The sequence below is a fragment of the Pseudomonas sp. TE24901 genome (assembly GCF_054058375.1).
On record NZ_JBSSAF010000019.1, the window covers coordinates 47494 to 63884 of the forward strand.

Consider the following 16391-nt stretch of genomic DNA (forward strand, 5'->3'; position numbering starts at 1 on the left):
CATGCAGCGGGCGTTGAATTACAGGAAGACATCCAGACGCAAATAGATCGGCGCTTCGCGCTCGGTCATCACGCCAGGTCGCTCCAGGGAGTGGGCAAACGTCACACTGGTGCTGACGTATTTGCCCCGCGCAAACAACTCCACGGAGTTGCTCGACACCCGGCCATGCTGGGTGTCGTTGTAACGGTCATTGCGGATCACGCCCTGGTCGTAGCCGACGCCAGCGCCGTATTCCAGGAAGGCCGGGCGCAGCCAGGCGACGTTCACCGGGCGGGTCCAGCGCAGGTCGTTGCGCCAGTAGCCGCCGCTGTCACCGGTCAGTTGCTGGTCCTTGAACCCGCGCACCGAATACGAACCGCCGAGGCTCATGCGCTGCGGTGCGTAAAGCACGTCTTCACTGCGCTGCCCGGTGGCCAGGCTGGTGAAGCTGAACGACTCGCCCCACAAGGTGAACGGCTGCAGGTAACTGGCGGTGGCGGTGTATTTGCGGTAGTTCGAGGTGGGCGTGAGGTTGCCGAAACCATCGCGAAACTGCGTATTGCTCTGGGCGTCGAAGGCACCGATGCCGTTCTGCATGCCCACGTCCAGGTTGACGAACGCGCTGGCGATGCGGCGCCCGTGGCTGATGCCCACCTGGAACTCGCTGAGGCGGTTGCTGCTCACGTCCAGGCGCGTGTCATTGATGTAGTTGTTGGTGCGCAGATGGGTCAGGCCGACGTTGACCGAGGTCTTGCTCACGTCGTCACGGTGCACCACGCGTTCGGCGCGCAATTGGTGGTTCTGGCTTTCACCCCATTGCTTGTACTTGAAGTCATCGACCGCGCCCGGCGTGCGGTATTCGCTCTCGCTGTAGGCGTAGCTGAAGTTCCACCAGCCCCAGGGCAGGTTGTAGTAGAACATGCTGTTCTTCGAGGTTTTCTGGTGGTCGCTGATGGCATCATGGCCGCCGCGCAGCACCAACTGGTCCGCCAGGCCCAGCGGGCTGTCCCACTCCAGGCCCGCGCCCCATTGCTGTTCACCGGTGCTGCGCTGGCCATCGTTGTTGCGCGACAAGCTGGCGCGCCAGGGCTTTTGCGGCACGTTCTTGACCCGCACTTCGCTGCCGCCGATTTCGCTGCCAGGGGTCAGTTCCATCTGCGCCTGCTTGGAGGGCAAACGGCTGAGCTGGTCCACCAGTTGCTCGACCTCACGCAGGTTGAGCGCTTCGCCGACCTTGCCGGGAAAGGCCATGGCCAACTCACGGTCGGTCACGTTGCTGCCCTGGGCGCCCTTGATGCCTTCGAGCTTGCCCTCCACCACCAGCACACGCAGGTGGCCGGTGGAAAGGTCCTGCTGGGGCAAATAGGCGCGGCTGGTGACGCGGCCCTTGGCGATGTAGTAATCGGTGACGACCTTGAGCAATTCATTGAGCTGCGAAACGCCCAGGCATTGGCCGATGTAGGGTTTGACCAGGCTCGCTTTAACCGAGGCCGACAGGCTCTCGGCACCTTGCAGCTCGATGTCTTTGATGGGGAAGCAGCGGGTGTCGGCAGGCAGCGCCGGGGCTTGGGAGCGAGTGTCCTTGCCAGGCAGGTCCTGCAGCTCTTCCAGGCGCCGGCGCTGTTCTTCGAGCAGGCGGTTCTGCCGCTCACGAATCAGGTCTTGATCACCCGGGGTAGGCGCAGCCGTGGCGCTGTTCACACTCATGTAAGCGAGCAGGAAAGTGCACAGAAGATACCGAGTCCGTGGCAGTAACAGAGACATGTTCGATCCGTCGAAAATCAAGGGCCGGCAAACTAACATCGAACTTCAACGAATCCAAGAAAACGGATTAGTTGGACATTCGTACTAATTAAACCTGCAAGCTATTGATAAATAACAAATAAAATTTATAAAAAAGACAGAGCGCCTGTAACTGGAGTTTTAATTCCGACAAGCGGCGACTGTTTTGATAGCGATACGGAAAACAACCTGTTAATGGCCATTAGTTGGCCATCAAGTTGTCGCCGAGATAAGTTAGTACCGAGAAAGTGCGAAAAGTTCGCGAAGGTTTTGTGAATTGGATCCCATTTATCGGAATTCCAAAATCTGATCGGGAATAGGCAGGAAAGCGTGTGGCGAGCGGGATTGCCCCGTTCGCCACAACCACTTGCGTGGGTTCAGCCGATGTCTTTGTCTTTCTGCTGGCCCGGCACCAGGGTCAGCCCGGGCCGCTCCACATCACGCGACACATGGGATTTCACTTCCTCCACACCGCCGTCTTCGTCGTTGTGGATCACCAGCACACCCGGCCTACGCAGTTGTTCGAGGTCGCCCTCGCCCAACTTGAAGCTCTCGCTCAGGGTCTTGTCGGTGAGTGCATTGGCTTCGGCGCGACGCTGGGCGAACTTGCGGCCACGGCGCTGTTGGTAGCGTGCCCAAGTGATGAGGATCAGTGCGTTAAGCAAGGCGATCCACAGGTACACCTGCAGGGTATTGAGCGCCGCAAAGATCGGCGCTTCGATACGCGGGCCACCGTGGGTTTCCAGCATCGCGTTAATCCCGCGCGCCAGCAGCCAGATCAACCCGGCCCAGGCGAGCAGGGTCAACACCACGTCGACCAGCCACATCAATCGATTCTGGCGAGTTCTGACCAGTTTCATGATCAGGCCTCCTCTTCAGCAGGTTTAATACCGCGATCCGGGCTGACCCAGCGTGCGCGCTTCTGGTGCTGGTTGAACAGCACCTTGGGAAAACTGACCAGGGTGGTGAACAAGCTGACCAGCCAGAACACCATCGGGTACCACACGGTCCAGAACAGGGTTTTCCACAGGTCCTTTTCGTAGCGACGGTCAATCATGATGCTCACCGCAAACTGCACCAGGCACACCATGGCCAGTACCAGGCCGGTGAAGGCCGGAGGCACCAGGGAGTCCACGGCGATGGCCGGTGGCAGCACCACGAATTTGCCCACCGCCCAGAAGATCACCGACAGCAGGAAAGTAAACGCCCAGCCGGTGGACAGGCAGTATTCGAACAGCAGCGGCCACAGGTAACGGTGACGCCATTGCCAGATACCGCGGATGTTCTTGAACAGCACTTCGGCGCCGCCCTGGGCCCAACGCAGGCGCTGTTTCCACAGGCCGCCGACGGTCTCGGGCATCAGGATCCAGCACAAGGCGCGCGGCTCATAGAAGATCGCCCAGTGATCGAGCTGCAGCTTCCAACTGACATCGATGTCCTCGGTGATCATGTCGGTGCTCCAGTAGTCGATGCGGTCCAGCGCCTTCTTGCGAAACGCCACCACCACACCCGACACCGTGAAGATCCGGCCGAACACCCGCTGGGTACGCTTGATCAAACCAATGATCGAGGAGAACTCACCCACCTGCACCCGGCCGATCAAGGTCGAACGTGTGCGGATCCGTGGGTTGCCGGTCACGGCACCCAGCCGTGGGTTGTCGAGCATCGGCGCCACCATGTAGGCCGCCGCGTTTTTATCCAGCAACGCATCGCCGTCGATGCACACCAGGTACTCGCTGCGCGCCGCCACGGCGCCCATGCGCAGGGCCACGGCCTTGCCCTGGTTCTGCGCCAGGTGCAGCACCCGCAGGCGCGGGTGCTGCAGCGCGAGGGCATCGAGCACGGCGGCGGTGTTGTCCTTGGAGCCGTCGTTGACCGCGATCACCTCGATGTTCGGGTAGAGCTGGTCCAGCGCGGCATGAATGGTCTCCGCCGCGTTTTCGCCCTCGTTGTAGCAAGGGATGATGATCGAGATCAGCGGGTCGCCAGCCAGGGTCGGCGCCGGGGTGTCCTCTTTCCACGGCCAGTGGCGCTCCCAATGCAGCCAGAAGTACAGGCCGCCGGCGATCCACAACGCTGACATGAACAACGGGTAGAAGAACACGAAGTCCATCAGGAACTGCCCGGTGACCAGGAAAATCAGGCCCAGAGGCACGCCCAACACCAGCGCCAACACGAATAAAGCCAGGATTCTGTCGAACATGGTCAAGGGTTCCATTGGTTGGAAAGGGCCGGACGTACTGTCTTCAAGTCCGGGGAATTTTCCAGGAAGTTATCCGGGTAGTAGCCAAAGCTCCTGACCCCCTGGCGTTTAAGCACCCCCATCCACTCCGCCATCTGCGCAGCGTCGATGTCTGGCGCTTCCTTGGTCCGCCAGTCTTTGGCCTGCAGTTCGAAGACCGTGCGCTCCAGCGCACCGGGCCGCTGCTTGACCGTCGCCACCAGTTGTTCCAGCCAGGCGTTGGACGTCTTGTACTCCTGGCCTTCCATCAGCGGCATGGCCATGGGCGCGGTCCAGTCGTAGGTCTGGAGGAAATCATCCAGGTTCTGCGCGAACCAGGTTTCGCTGCCGGGGTTGAGCATCGGCTCGGCGAAGATGTTGCGCGCGGTCTGCACCTGCGGCCCGCCGATGGCGCGCACCTTGGCGGTCAGCTCATTGGTGAAGTCGATCAGGTAGCGGCTCTTGAAGCGCGTCCAGCGCTGCATCACCGCCGGGTCGGCGCGCAAGGCCTCGATGGTGTTCGGCAGGCCGTTGGCGGCGTACGCCTTGAGCGCAGCGGGGCTGGCATCTTCGAAGTCATTGAACACCGCATCGTCGTGGTACAACACACCGTCGATGGCGTTGTTGCGGGCCAGGTCTTCATAGATTTCACCGATGATCTTGCGCACCTGCGGGTCAAACGGTGACAGGCGTTTGTATTGGTCCGGGTCCAGGCCGACCTTGCCGGTTTGCGGGTCCCAGCGCGTCACGCGTGGCAGCTTGGGGTCGAGGGCGAAACTGAGCACCGGCATCCAGGCATAGACCGCAGCATGGGCACGGGTGTGCAATTGCCAGGAGACGCGGTTGAACAAGTCAGCGCGAACCGGCAGGTGGCGGTTGGGGAAGTACAACTCGTGTACCAGGCCATCACCCTTGGGGTCGGCAAAGGCTTGCAGGAACACAGTGCCCGCGCCCATGTCCACCACACGCTGTACCAGCACGTCCAGGTTGCGCGCCTGCTGGGCCGGGTCAGGGTCGTAGACGTTGTCCAGGTCCACATGCAGCACGCGCAGCGGTGCCTTGGCCTGCACCGCCACCATGCTGTTGGCGAAATGCTCGCCATCCGGGTCGGAGGCCACCAGGAAGCGCGGGCTGTTCATCAAGTCATTGGAACTGTCGAGGCCATCTTCCAGGGTCAGGGCCATCTGATAGCCCTGCTCGCCCACGATGGCCAGTGACGTGCCTTTGGCGGCGCCGTAAGGCCATACCCATACGCGAGGCTTCTTGCCGGTGACTTTCTGGATTTTTTGCGTGATCGCCACCACGTCGGCACGCATCCGCGCGTCGAACTGGGCCTGGCTTTCATAGCGGCCCGTGGCCGGGTCAAACCGCAGCGACGTCGCCGCCGGTTCCAGGTTGCCCTGGGGGTTGGCCAGGATGCCGGTGTGACTGGCATCGGTGTGCGCGGCGATTTCCACCAGGCCCGACTGGGACACTTCGCGGATCTGCTGCCAGGTCAGGAACTCGCCACGCGGCCTTGGCTGGCCGGCGAAATCCACCGGCTGGTTCATCGGCGTGTCGATCCAATAACCCACCGGCGCCAGCAAGGCCGGCCAATGGTAGGCCCGCAGGATCGGCATCACCCGCGTGTAGAAGCTGGAATAGCCGTCATCGAAGCTGAGCATGATGGCTTTGGGCGGCAACGCAGGCCCACCGTTACGGGCAGCCAGGATCTGGTCGACGCTGACCGCCTGGTAGCCGTTTTCACGCAACCAGGCCAACTGCTCGATCAAACGCTCGGTGCGCACCGCGACCACCGCCTGATCGGGGTCGCGATCCTCGACGTCGTGGTAGGCAATGCCCAGGAAATGGTTTTTCGGCCACGCCAGTTCGTTGGCCGGAGTGGGCCGCTCGGCGGGTGGAGTGAAGGGCGCGGGCTGCTGGGCACAGGCACTGGCCAGCAATACGCCCAGAATCAACAAGCAACGGCTGAGGACGGTCATGGTCAGGCTCTTCTAGAAACGGTAAGTGAGGTCGACGAGCAGGCGCAGATCGCGTTCGCGATCACCGTCGTAAGGTCGGCTGATCAGGCTCAGGTTGGCGCCGGCTTCCAGTACATCGTTCCACCGAAAGCGCTGGCCGTAGCCCACCAGGCCAATGCCACCCGTGGAGTAATCCTGTTGGCTATACGTCCCCGCACCGATCTGGAACTGCTGACTCCACTGGGTCTCGTAACGGTGATAGAGCACATGGTTGACGTTGATCACGGGCAACACGGTGAAGTCCGACTTCGGGTTGAAGTAGACCGTATCTTCCTTGCTGTTGCGGCTGGCCCCGACTTCCAGGCCCAGGTCCACTTGCACCTTCGGCGAGCTGTAGAGGCCCTCGCGGCCACTGAGCAGGGCTTCGAAGCGGTCGTTGCCGTCACTGAAATGGGAAGGGCTGAGGGTCAGTTTCCACTCGCGGCTTTCGTTGGCGCGCCAGCGAATAAAACCGCTGCCGCCATTGGCCGTGACGCCGTCATTCAGCGCCCGCAGCGGTGTGGTGGACAGCAGATAGCCGAGGCTGCCGCCGTATTGCCAGTTGTCGTTGATGTCGCGGGCAATCGACACCGCGGCGCCCTGTTTGGAGCCATCGCCATAGGAATGGTTGGAGACCTCGGCTTCAATCGTCATATCGCGGGTGCGCCGCTCCACGCCTACCGTCTGCCAACGATGCTGGCCGGTGCCTTCTTCGAAATCGGCACGGGCATAGCCGGCACCGGCGAACAGGCGCCAGTCTTCGTCGATGGGCGGCGTATAGAGCCGGCTTTCAATGCCCCAGTCGCGGCTGCCCGAGACGGCGCCCGCGTCACCGTTGTTGCCACCACCGAAGCTTTTTCCGGTGTAGGCCTCGACACGCAGCTCAGCCATATCGTGTACGTCGCGCAAACGGCTGAGGCGCTGTACCTGGCGGTTGTCCGGGTTGCGGGCGAGCACGTCATCGGTGAGCAGGTCGAGCTGGCGCCACTCCTGCAGGTCCATGGCGGTATAGGCCTGGTTCACTTCCAGGCCGATATCGCGCGGGGCCTGGGCTTCGGTTTCCTTGAGCACGCCTTCGGCGCGCCGTGGCCAATCCCGGGCGCGGTACATGTCGGCCTGGGCCAGGCGCAGGCCGACGTTACCCGGGGCCTTTTGCACCAGCGCTTCAAGCCCCGCTTCACTGGCGGGCAGGTCGGCGCCGTAGGTGCCAGCCTGAGCGGCCAGTTGTTGAGCGTCCATCCAGTTGTCATTCGGGTTGCCGATAGGCAGGCCCTTGAGTTCGACGCGCGGTTGCTGCTCCTTGGCCAGGTTGTTGGCCACTTCACGGGCCTGCTCCACCTTGTCGCTCTCCAGCAAGGCATAGAACAACGCCGTGCTGTCGTCGACACGGTAACTGGCGTCGGCATCCGGGGCGGTCAGCACCTGGCGGTACAGCGGTTCGGCTTTTTCCGGCTGGCGCTGGTCCAGGTAGGACGCCGCCACCCAGCGCAACGCGTACGTGGGCAGTTGCACCCCTTCGCCATTGAGGGTCTGGTACTCGCGAATCACCTCTGCCGTGCGTGCGCGCGCCTTGAGCGCGCCCAAGCGGTCGATGCGCCAGCGCACCACGTCGTCATGGGCGCTGGCGTCCGGGGTCCAGCGGGCGAGCAGCTTGTCGTAGTCTTGCAGGGCGCGGTCGGCGATCACATAGCGCTCCTGCTCGGTGCGCGTGGCGAACTCGGCCATGCGCACACGCTCGGCTGCCAGGTCGCCTTCCAGGCGGCGCTGGGTGACCTCATCCAGCAGGCCCGGGCGCTTGGCCGACAGACGCAGTGCCGGTTCCGGCAGGCGGGCCTTTTGCAGCGCGACAATGTATTCACGGGCCACTTCGGGTTTGTCACCGGCACGGATAAACGCTTGGTCGAATTCGAACAGCGCGTCGTAGTTCAAGCCGGCGCGGGTCAGCGCGTAGCCCAGCGCCATGCGCCGGTTGGGATCGTTCGGGTTGGCCGCCACCAGCGCGCGAGTGCGCTGCACGGCCTCAGTGGCCTGGCCACCGTCGGCCTGCGTCAGCGCCAGGCCCAGTTGCAGGTCGACATTGTTCGGTTCACGCAACAGCGCCTGGTTGTAGACCGCCGTCGCCTGGGCCCACTGCTTCTGGTTGCGATAGGTGCGCGCAACCGTGGCGAGCGCCTGGGTGCTCAGGTTGCGATTCTTGCCCTGGGCCTCGTACACCTTCAGCACTTCGGCGTCCTGCCCGGCCCAGCCGGCAATCACCAGGTGATCGCTGATCTGCCCCGGCGTCTGGCGCTCGGCAGGCAATTGGCGCAATTGGGTCAGGGCGGGGGTGAAATTGCCGTTGCGCGCCTGAATGATCAGCGCGTCATAGGCCGGATCGGCCAAAGCGAAAGCAGGCATCAGCAGTTGGCTGCATAAGGCTGCCCCGATGAGCAGTCGCAACCGGCCTGAAGCACTGAGTGGTAGGTTTCGCAGCATATCGTGAGCTTCCTTACACACGGAAAGCTGTAACGATAGGTGGTCCTGAGCAATTTGCATCAGGGTGTCGGCGTCTAGTGACCCGACCTAGCTTTCCTGTAGGAACTATCCATTAGGAATGTAGGGAAAAGTCCAATTCAGAACAATTGTTCAGAATTGTCTTTGTTTGGAAAAAACCAGTGTGGGAGCGGAGTTGCCCACGATAACGGGGCGCTGGCCGGCACGAGTGTCGACTGTTTGACCCTTATCGCGAGCACGCCCGCTCCCACACTATTTATTTCTGCTTGATGTAGAAATGTTTACTGCGCACCGCCGACCGCACCGACCTTGGCCATCACAAAACTCAAGAACTGCTCGACGGTCATCTTCTGGCCGTTGAAGGTCACTTCATTGTTGGCGTAGTGCAGCTTGGACACCACATCGGTGCCGACCAGGGTTGCCAGTTGAGTACCCACCGCCACACCGCTGACCATTTCGGCCGCCATCTGGGATTGCTGCTCGATGGCTTTCGGATCGGTCACACCACCGGCCTGCGCCTGCAGGGCGGAAACGTCAGCGATCATCGGCTTGGACAGGGTCAGGTTGGCATCTAGCAACGCCACCATCTGCTTGCCCAGCTCAACCGGTGGCAGCTCCATGGACGTTGGTTTGGTCAGGTCGACCAGCAGGTTGAACTTGCTTTCACCATGGGTGGTTTTCAGCGACAGGTTTTCCACCGCCAGTTGCGGCTTGGCCGCCAGCACCTGGTTGACGTTGGCTTCGGCCAGGGTCTGTTCGGCTTCGGTCAGTTGCAGCTCAGGCACTGGCTCACCGGCTGCGGCGGCGGCTTGCACCGGCTGCATCTTTTCCTGGTAAAGCTTGGTCAGCACCAGCATGCCCGGGATGTCGACGTTCTTCATGCTCAGGGCCATGGCGGCCGAGCCAACAGGTTTGCCCTGATAACCGATCTCGTCGATCTTGTAGTCGACGCGGCCGGCCAGGTTGTTGTCCTTTGTTTCGCTGGAGTCTTTCTGCTCGAAGCCCTTGAGCGTCAGCACGGCTTTCTGCGGACCGAAGGTGACCTTGGTGTCGGTCAGCTCCACAGTGTTCTGCCCGGTGTAGAAGCCGAAGGTGGATTTCTCCAGATTGCTGGCCACGGTCAAACCCGCCAGTTCGGCTTCAAGCGGTTCGCCGTTGGCGTCGACCACGGCCACCTTGAGGCTGTTCATGTAGCCGTTGGCCTTGACCTTCTGGCCTTCGGCGGTGCTGTCGAAGTCCATGTTGGCGCCAGAGAAGCTCACCGAAGACTTATCGTCCTTGAGCTCCAGGGGCAGCAGTTCGACGTTGCCGGTGACCGAGCGGTTGTAGCCGATGCTGGCAACACCCTTGAGCGGTGACACGTCTTTGCTGGCGGCAAACCATTTCTCGGTGGTGGCGTTCTTTTCCAGTTCGTAGTGACTGGTGGCCATGACCGGCAACCACTTCAAGGTCACCAGACGCGAGAACGGCAGCGGGCCGTGTTCGATGTGATCGACGAACAGCAGCTCAGGGTTCGGGTTGTCTTCACCGAATACCGAACCTTGCCCCTTCAGGCGGTAGTGGGCGGTGCTGCTGAATACGCCACGGTCCAGGGAGACCAGCTCAAGGGTCGCCGTGCCGTCGACGCCGGCCAGGGACGTCTGGATCTCCTTGTTGGCGTTCTGGATCGCGGTTTGCAGCACGGGCTCCAGTTGCTTGCCGGTGTACCAGGCACCGCCTGCACTGACGGCGCCCACGGCGACAACAAAACCCAAGAAAACAACGGCTGGCTTATTCATGAAGTGACCTGATCAAATCCTGTGAGAAGTGGGCTGTCTTCCTTGAACCCCGAGGGGGTTGGCTCAAGCCCGCCGAAAACGGGGGAAGATTAGCACTGGCGGCCGCGCACGGCCCAGTTTTCTCAGAGCGATCAAGTCGGTACTTGGTTCAGGAATACTCCATATCGATTTCATCGAGCTGGTGGTCAAAGCTCTTCAGGCGGGCGGTCCAGGTGTACACCAGCACCTCAAACTCGCGGTGAATCACCGCATTGCCCGGGGTGTCAGCCTTGGGATCGCAGAAATCCAGTTGGTAACGTTCGCGCGCCATCTGGTTGGCCACGTCGGACAATTCCCGCGCATTGTTCAGCCAATGCCGGCCATCGGCGACCTGCTGGTCGAGCAGCACACACTGTTTTTTCAGGGCTTCGAGGCTTTTTTCCAGGGGCGTACCGGTGAGTTCGCCCATGACTTCCTGGAAGGTGCGCCCGGGTTGCCAATAGCTGCCCCAGAAATAGCGGTCGAACACGGTTTCGACCCGGCGCAGGGCGACTTTGGTGTCCCAGATCGCCACGCGGGTCTTGCCTTGCTCAAGCAGCCGCTTTTTCACGCGTTGATTCTGGTACGACGCCCACGCCACCACGCCGATGGACAAGGTGCCGATCACCGCGCAGGCGCTGTCGAGAAACACCATGGCCTTGTCGATTTGATGGGCCAGCATGACGCCGTAGAAATAGGCAGCCGAGAGCAACACCAGTGCGAAGAACACGCACCAGAAAGCGGGAGCATAAGGGTTTTTCATTATTGGAATCCCCATGAGCAAACGCGAGCAGTGTCAGGTGAGGCGTCACGGCGCCTCACCTGACAAAGCATAGCGTTTCGTTCAGGGTTTGCCGGGCTGTGACGCTTGCGTTCGTCCGCTTTCCCAACCGCCGCCGAGGGCCAGGAACAGATCGATCTGGCTCATGGCAACCTGGGTGTTGGCCGCCGCGAGCTGCGCCCGTACATCGGTGTAGGTGCGGGTGGCTTGCAGGTCGGCCAGGAACGACGCGCGCCCGGCCTGGAAGAAGCGGTGTGTCTGCTCCGACGCTTCCTTGGCCGACTCGCCAGCATCGGCCAGGGCGTCACGGCGTTGCAGCTGAGCGGTGTACTGCGCCAGGCCTGTCTGGGTTTCGCGGATGGCGTTGAGCACCACGCCGTCAAAGTGCGCCAGGGCGCCCTGGGTGGCGGCTTCGGCCTCATGAATACGCGCCCGCGCGCCGTTGGTCGGCACCGACCAACTGATCAGCGGGCCAAAGCCCCAACGGTTGGTGGGCGCAGTGCCCAGGTCATCGAGGATACCGACCGTGCCGACGGTAGCGCCGATGCTGATGTCCGGGTACAGCGCCCCTGTGGCCACACCAATTCGGGCGGTGGCGGCCGCCAACTGGCGCTCGGCCTGGCGTACGTCAGGACGGCGCTTGAGCAGCGCGGCGCCATCGCCCACGGGCAGCAACTGGGCGATGTGCGGCAGCTCGGCGCACGTGCCGGTGCCGGCCGGCAGTTGGTCCACCGGCTTGGCCAGCAGCATCGACAGGCGGAACAGCCCGGCCTGGCGCGCCGCTGCGTAGCGCGGCATATCGGCGCGCAAGGATTTGTATTGGGTCTGCGAGCGGGTCACCTGGGTTTCATCGCCGCGCCCGGCGTCACGCAGGCGCTGGGTCAGCTTGGTGCTCTGGGCTTGCAGGTCGAGGGATTCGTTGGCAATCGCCAGCTCTTCGTTCGCCGCGCATACCTGGGTGTAGGAGCGCACCACATCCGCCACCAGCGTGATGCGTGCGATATCGGCAGCGGCCTGGGCGGCGTCGGCACTGGCCTGGGCGCTTTCGATGCCGCGCTGCAAGGTGCCGAACAGGTCGAACTGGTACGAGGTGGTGATGCCTGCGCTACCAATGTTGGCGACCGGAACTTTTTCCGTCAGCAAAAACGCTTCGCCGGATTCCTGCAGGCGCTGTACTTCAGCCTTCGCACCGGCGTTCCAGCCCCCGGCGGACTCAGCCTGTTGCACCTGGTAGCGCGAGCGTTGCAGGTTGGCGGCCGCCACGCGCAGGTCAGTGTTGGACGCCATGGCCTGGCGCACCAGCTCATCCAGGCGCGGGTCGTGGTAGAGCTTCCACCAGTCGGCCGGCACCGGCGCCGACACCACGTTGTGCCCCTCACCCGCGATCTGCCCTTGCAGGTCGCCTCGGTTGACGGCGGCGTTGTCCGGCAGCTTGTAATCCGGCCCCACCATTTGGCAGGCCGACAGCAACAACCCTAAGGCAGCGGTTGCCAGGAGCTGCTTCATGGCTTGTCTCCGTCTTTGGCCGTGTCGGCGATGATCGATACCGTCGCCGTGCGCCCGGCGATCATGCGAAAGTCCGCTGGCACGTCGTCAAAGGCAATGCGCACCGGAATCCGCTGGGCCAGGCGCACCCAGCTGAACGCCGGGTTGACGTTGGGCAGCAGGTTGGAGCCGCTGGTGCGGTCGCGGTCTTCGATGCCGGCGACGATGCTCTGTACGTGGCCGCGCAGGCGGGCGTTGTCGCCGATCACGCGGATATCCACGCCCATGCCGACGTGGATGCCGTCGAGCTTGGTCTCTTCGAAATAGCCGTCGATGTGGAAAGAGTTACTGTCCACCACCGACAGCACCGGGCGCCCAGCTGTAACGAACTCCTGGGTACGCGGTGCGCGGTCGTTGACGTAGCCGTCCACCGGGCTGCGGATCACCGAGCGGTCGAGGTTGAGCTGGGCGGCGTCCACCGTCACTTGCGCTTCGGCCAGGGCCGATTGGGCACGCGCCACGCGGGACTGGCTTTCTTCCAGTTGCTCGCTTGGCACCAGGTTGCCCAGGCCACGGTTACGCTTGTACTCGCGCTGGGCCTGGGCCAGGGTTTCCTGGCGGTCGGCCACGGCGGCCTGGGCTTGGCGCAGGGCCAGCTTGAAGCGGTCCTGGTCCACGGCAAACAGCACCTGGCCCTTGGTCACCAGTTGGTTGTCGCGCACTTCCACTTGCTGGATCAACCCGGACACGTCCGGGGCGATCTGCACGATGTCGGCACGGATGTGCCCGTCACGGGTCCAGGGCGCAAACATGTAGTACATGACCATGCGCCATACGACGACGACCGCGAAGGTCACGATCAACAACGTCAGGACTACACGGCCGATGGTCAAAAAAGGTTTTTTCATGTCATCAGGTATCGACTGAGTGAGTCCACGGCGCCCAGCAACAGCGCGTAGAGCCCCACATTGAACAATGCCCGGTGCCAGACCAGGCGATAGAAGTGGACGCGGGTCAACAACCCGTGCACCACCAGGAACAACACATACGTAATGCCCATCAGCACCAGCAGCGTGGGCAAGAAAACCCCGCTGATATCCAGATCACCGATCATAAAGGCGCTCCATCAGGTAGCGGCGCTTCCATCTCGGTGCCGCCAATGAATTCCACCCCCGGCAACAACGCCAGGCGCAGGCCAGCCAGCGCATGCAGCAAGTGCACGCGGGTGTCGTCTTCGTCTTGCAGGCCCTGGCCGTTGAGGGCGCGGCGCGTGCGGTCCAGGGTCATCAGCAGACCGCTGGGCGCAGGCAGGCGTTCACCGGCTTTCAGGCACGCCTTGAAATAGCCGCCCACGCCTTCGACCACTTGGTTGAGCAGCACCCGTGGCACGCCGAGGATGCGCGGTGAATAGGCCAGCAGGTCGAGCAGGTTCAGCGCCACGCGCAGGTCACGCAAGGCGATGCCGGTGTCCTGGTTGGTCAGGGCCAGGCGCGGCAGGTGCTGCATCAGGCGGTCGAGCATCTGCGCGGCCATGTGACGGTGCTCGGCCAGGGTCGCGGGCTCGGTCATGCCGACAATGTCGCGCCAGCTGAAACGGGTCAGGCGCTTGGCCGCCAGCTCGGCGCCGAAGGGCCGTGCGATCAGCGTCCACACAAAGGCGAACAGCAGCCCCACGGGCCCGGCCAGGTTGACGTTGGCGAAGTTGAGGAAGTCCGCGTCATAAGCACCCTGGATACTGATGAACGACGAGGTGTTCACCAGCGTCAGCAGCATGCCCAGGTAGAAACGCGGCTGTACGGTGAGCGTGCCGATGCAAATAAAGGGCACGGCGAATGCCAGCACCAGCATCGGGAAGTCATGCAGATTAGGCAGCACCAAAAACAGGTAGAGGCTGGCGAACAACACCGACATCGCGGTCCAGAAAAAGAACCGGTAGATCTGCGGTGCGGGGTCGTCCATCGACGCAAAGAAGCTGCAGGCCACGGCGGCCAGAATCACCGCGCTGCCGCCGTCGGTCCAGCCCAGCAGGATCCACAGTACCGAGGCCACGATGATCGCGCTGACGGTGGAGAACGCCGAATAGAACATCAGGCCACGGTCCAGGAATGGCGTGAGGCGGCCCAGGCGCCAGTGGCGGTACACGGCGCGCCAGGTGTCTTGGCTTTCGCACTGGATGGCGGCTTGCAGGCTGCGGCAGTCTTGCCATAGGTCGACCCATTCGGCCAGGCGATACAGCGCGTTGGAGAACAGCAGGGTGTGGCGATCGTCCAGCGCTTCACCGGTAGGCTGCTGGGCGTCGATCTGCTCACGCAGGCTGCGCCAGCTGTCCAGCGTGGCGTTTTCGGTGGTGTTTTCCAGCCACTGATTCGCCGCGTCCAGCAACGGCGTGAGGCGGTCGAGAAACGCCGGCGCACGGTGCTCGATGGCGTACAGCGCGTCGTCGAGTTCTTCCACCACCGGCAGCAGATGGATCATGCGCCCGCGCAGTTCCTTGGTATTGCGCACCGTCTGCGGCCGCGCGCCTTCGTGGGGCAGTTGGCCGATCATCAGTTCGAGGGTGTTGAAGGTGGCGACCATGCCGCCGCGCAGGTTGCTGATCTCCTCGGGCTCCACGTTGCGCGTCAGAAAGCGCTGGCTGTAGACCTGCGCGTCGGCAAACCACTTGCTCACCGAGCCATCGAACACCGGCGCCAGGCGCCGCGGCCAGAACATCGCACCCACCACCGCCGCCACGGCAATGCCAAGGAAAATTTCTTCGGTACGCGCTTCGGCCACATCCCACACGGCGAGGGGGTTGTCCACCACCGGCAAGGCGATCAGCGGCAAGGTGTAGCCGGCCAGCATCAGCGCGTAATTGTTCGCGGTGCGCAGGTGCATGGAGAGGAACAGCAGGATGCCCGTCCACAAGGCAATCACCACCACCAGCACATAGGGCGACTGCACGAACATCGGCACGAAAAACACCGCCGCCGCCGCGCCCATGAACGTGCCGATGGCGCGGTACAAGGCTTTGGAACTGGTAGGCCCGACAAACGGGCTGGAGACGATGTACACCGTGGCCATCGCCCAGTACGGCCGTGGCATCTGCATGAGCATGGCGATGTACAACGCGATCATCGACGCGGCGAACGTGCGCACCCCGTAGAACCAGTCGCGTGCTGGTGGAAAACCGGTAAAGAATCCGTTCAAAGCGAGGCCGCCTCAAAGGCGCGCAGCACCCGCAGCGCAGCCTCCAGATCGGCGGACGCGATGTCGGCCAGGACTTCCTTGCGCAGGCGCACCAGCTGCACCTCCACCGCTTGCACCAGCTCGCGGCCACGCTCGGTGAGGCTCAGGGCCTTGGCGCGGCGGTCGTGGACGTCTTCGGTACGGCACACGTAGCCGCCTGCGCACAACTGGTCGAGCAGGCGCACCAGCGACGGGCTTTCCATCCCCGACGCCTGGGCCACCTTGACCTGATGCACACCGTCGCCCAGACGCCCGATCATCAAGAGCGGCACGGCGCAGGCTTCGGAAATACCGTAGCTCACCAGCGTGGTCTGGCAGATTTTGCGCCAGTTGCGGGCGCCCACCACCATGCTGCTGCTGAGGTTCATCTGGAGTTGTTCGAGGGTCTGGGACACTGGATAGTTCGCATACAGTTAGTTTGCTAACTATCAATATGGTGGATGGATCCAATGTCGTCAAGTTTTGAAACAATTTATGGATGGGCGGCTGGGGATAGAGGTAAGTAAAGCGGGTTTAAGCGTGGGTGCAGAATTTTCTGCACACTGCAAAACACCCGTGGGAGCTGGCTTTCCTGCGATGACCTGGGTCCGGTCGAGAGAGATATCGACTGACACTTCGCTATCGCA

General features: G+C 62.5%; 12 protein-coding genes. All 12 read right to left on the reverse strand.

The genetic code is table 11. The features are described 5' to 3' along the window. Window positions 1-18: 18 nt before the first annotated feature. Window positions 19-1743: a ShlB/FhaC/HecB family hemolysin secretion/activation protein gene (locus ACVWVP_RS28145; protein WP_457409273.1), complete on the reverse strand. Its 1725-nt coding sequence runs from the start codon at window positions 1741-1743 to the stop codon at window positions 19-21. A 395-nt stretch (window positions 1744-2138) separates the two neighbouring features. After that, on the reverse strand, window positions 2139-2621 hold the full coding sequence (gene pgaD / locus ACVWVP_RS28150) for a poly-beta-1,6-N-acetyl-D-glucosamine biosynthesis protein PgaD (RefSeq protein WP_178919321.1): 483 nt from the start codon (window positions 2619-2621) through the stop codon (window positions 2139-2141). A gap of 2 nt (window positions 2622-2623) precedes the next feature. After that, a complete protein-coding gene (gene pgaC, locus ACVWVP_RS28155) occupies window positions 2624-3964 on the reverse strand; it encodes a poly-beta-1,6-N-acetyl-D-glucosamine synthase (protein WP_178919320.1) in 1341 nt (446 codons plus the stop codon). A 2-nt stretch (window positions 3965-3966) separates the two neighbouring features. After that, entirely contained in the window at window positions 3967-5964 is a 1998-nt protein-coding gene (gene pgaB / locus ACVWVP_RS28160; RefSeq protein WP_178919319.1) for a poly-beta-1,6-N-acetyl-D-glucosamine N-deacetylase PgaB, read from the reverse strand. Between the two features lie 12 nt (window positions 5965-5976). Beyond that, window positions 5977-8457, reverse strand: coding sequence for a poly-beta-1,6 N-acetyl-D-glucosamine export porin PgaA (gene pgaA / locus ACVWVP_RS28165; protein WP_457409277.1), 2481 nt, complete (start codon window positions 8455-8457; stop codon window positions 5977-5979). Window positions 8458-8756: 299 nt separating this feature from the next. Next, window positions 8757-10253 (reverse strand): YdgA family protein, encoded by a 1497-nt coding sequence (locus ACVWVP_RS28170; RefSeq protein ID WP_457409278.1) that lies wholly within the window; start codon window positions 10251-10253, stop codon window positions 8757-8759. A 148-nt stretch (window positions 10254-10401) separates the two neighbouring features. After that, window positions 10402-11034 carry an NADH:ubiquinone oxidoreductase subunit N gene (locus tag ACVWVP_RS28175; protein WP_178919316.1) on the reverse strand — a complete coding sequence of 211 codons (633 nt, stop codon included), beginning with the start codon at window positions 11032-11034 and terminating at the stop codon, window positions 10402-10404. 81 nt (window positions 11035-11115) lie between these two features. Next, the gene (locus tag ACVWVP_RS28180) at window positions 11116-12558 is read right to left on the reverse strand and encodes an efflux transporter outer membrane subunit (RefSeq protein WP_259172864.1); all 1443 of its coding nucleotides are present in this window, start codon (window positions 12556-12558) and stop codon (window positions 11116-11118) included. Beyond that, on the reverse strand, window positions 12555-13445 hold the full coding sequence (locus tag ACVWVP_RS28185) for an efflux RND transporter periplasmic adaptor subunit (RefSeq protein ID WP_259172865.1): 891 nt from the start codon (window positions 13443-13445) through the stop codon (window positions 12555-12557). Before ACVWVP_RS28185 ends, ACVWVP_RS28180 begins: the two co-directional genes overlap by 4 nt. Then, complete coding sequence (locus tag ACVWVP_RS28190; protein ID WP_012721577.1) at window positions 13442-13651, reverse strand: DUF1656 domain-containing protein; 210 nt, start codon at window positions 13649-13651, stop codon at window positions 13442-13444. Before ACVWVP_RS28190 ends, ACVWVP_RS28185 begins: the two co-directional genes overlap by 4 nt. Continuing rightward, window positions 13648-15726, reverse strand: coding sequence for an FUSC family protein (locus ACVWVP_RS28195; protein WP_259172866.1), 2079 nt, complete (start codon window positions 15724-15726; stop codon window positions 13648-13650). Before ACVWVP_RS28195 ends, ACVWVP_RS28190 begins: the two co-directional genes overlap by 4 nt. Next, window positions 15723-16133, reverse strand: a complete 411-nt coding sequence (locus ACVWVP_RS28200) for a MarR family winged helix-turn-helix transcriptional regulator (protein ID WP_178919352.1) — start codon at window positions 16131-16133, stop codon at window positions 15723-15725. The genes ACVWVP_RS28195 and ACVWVP_RS28200 overlap by 4 nt, the downstream gene beginning before the upstream one ends. Window positions 16134-16391: the final 258 nt, after the last annotated feature.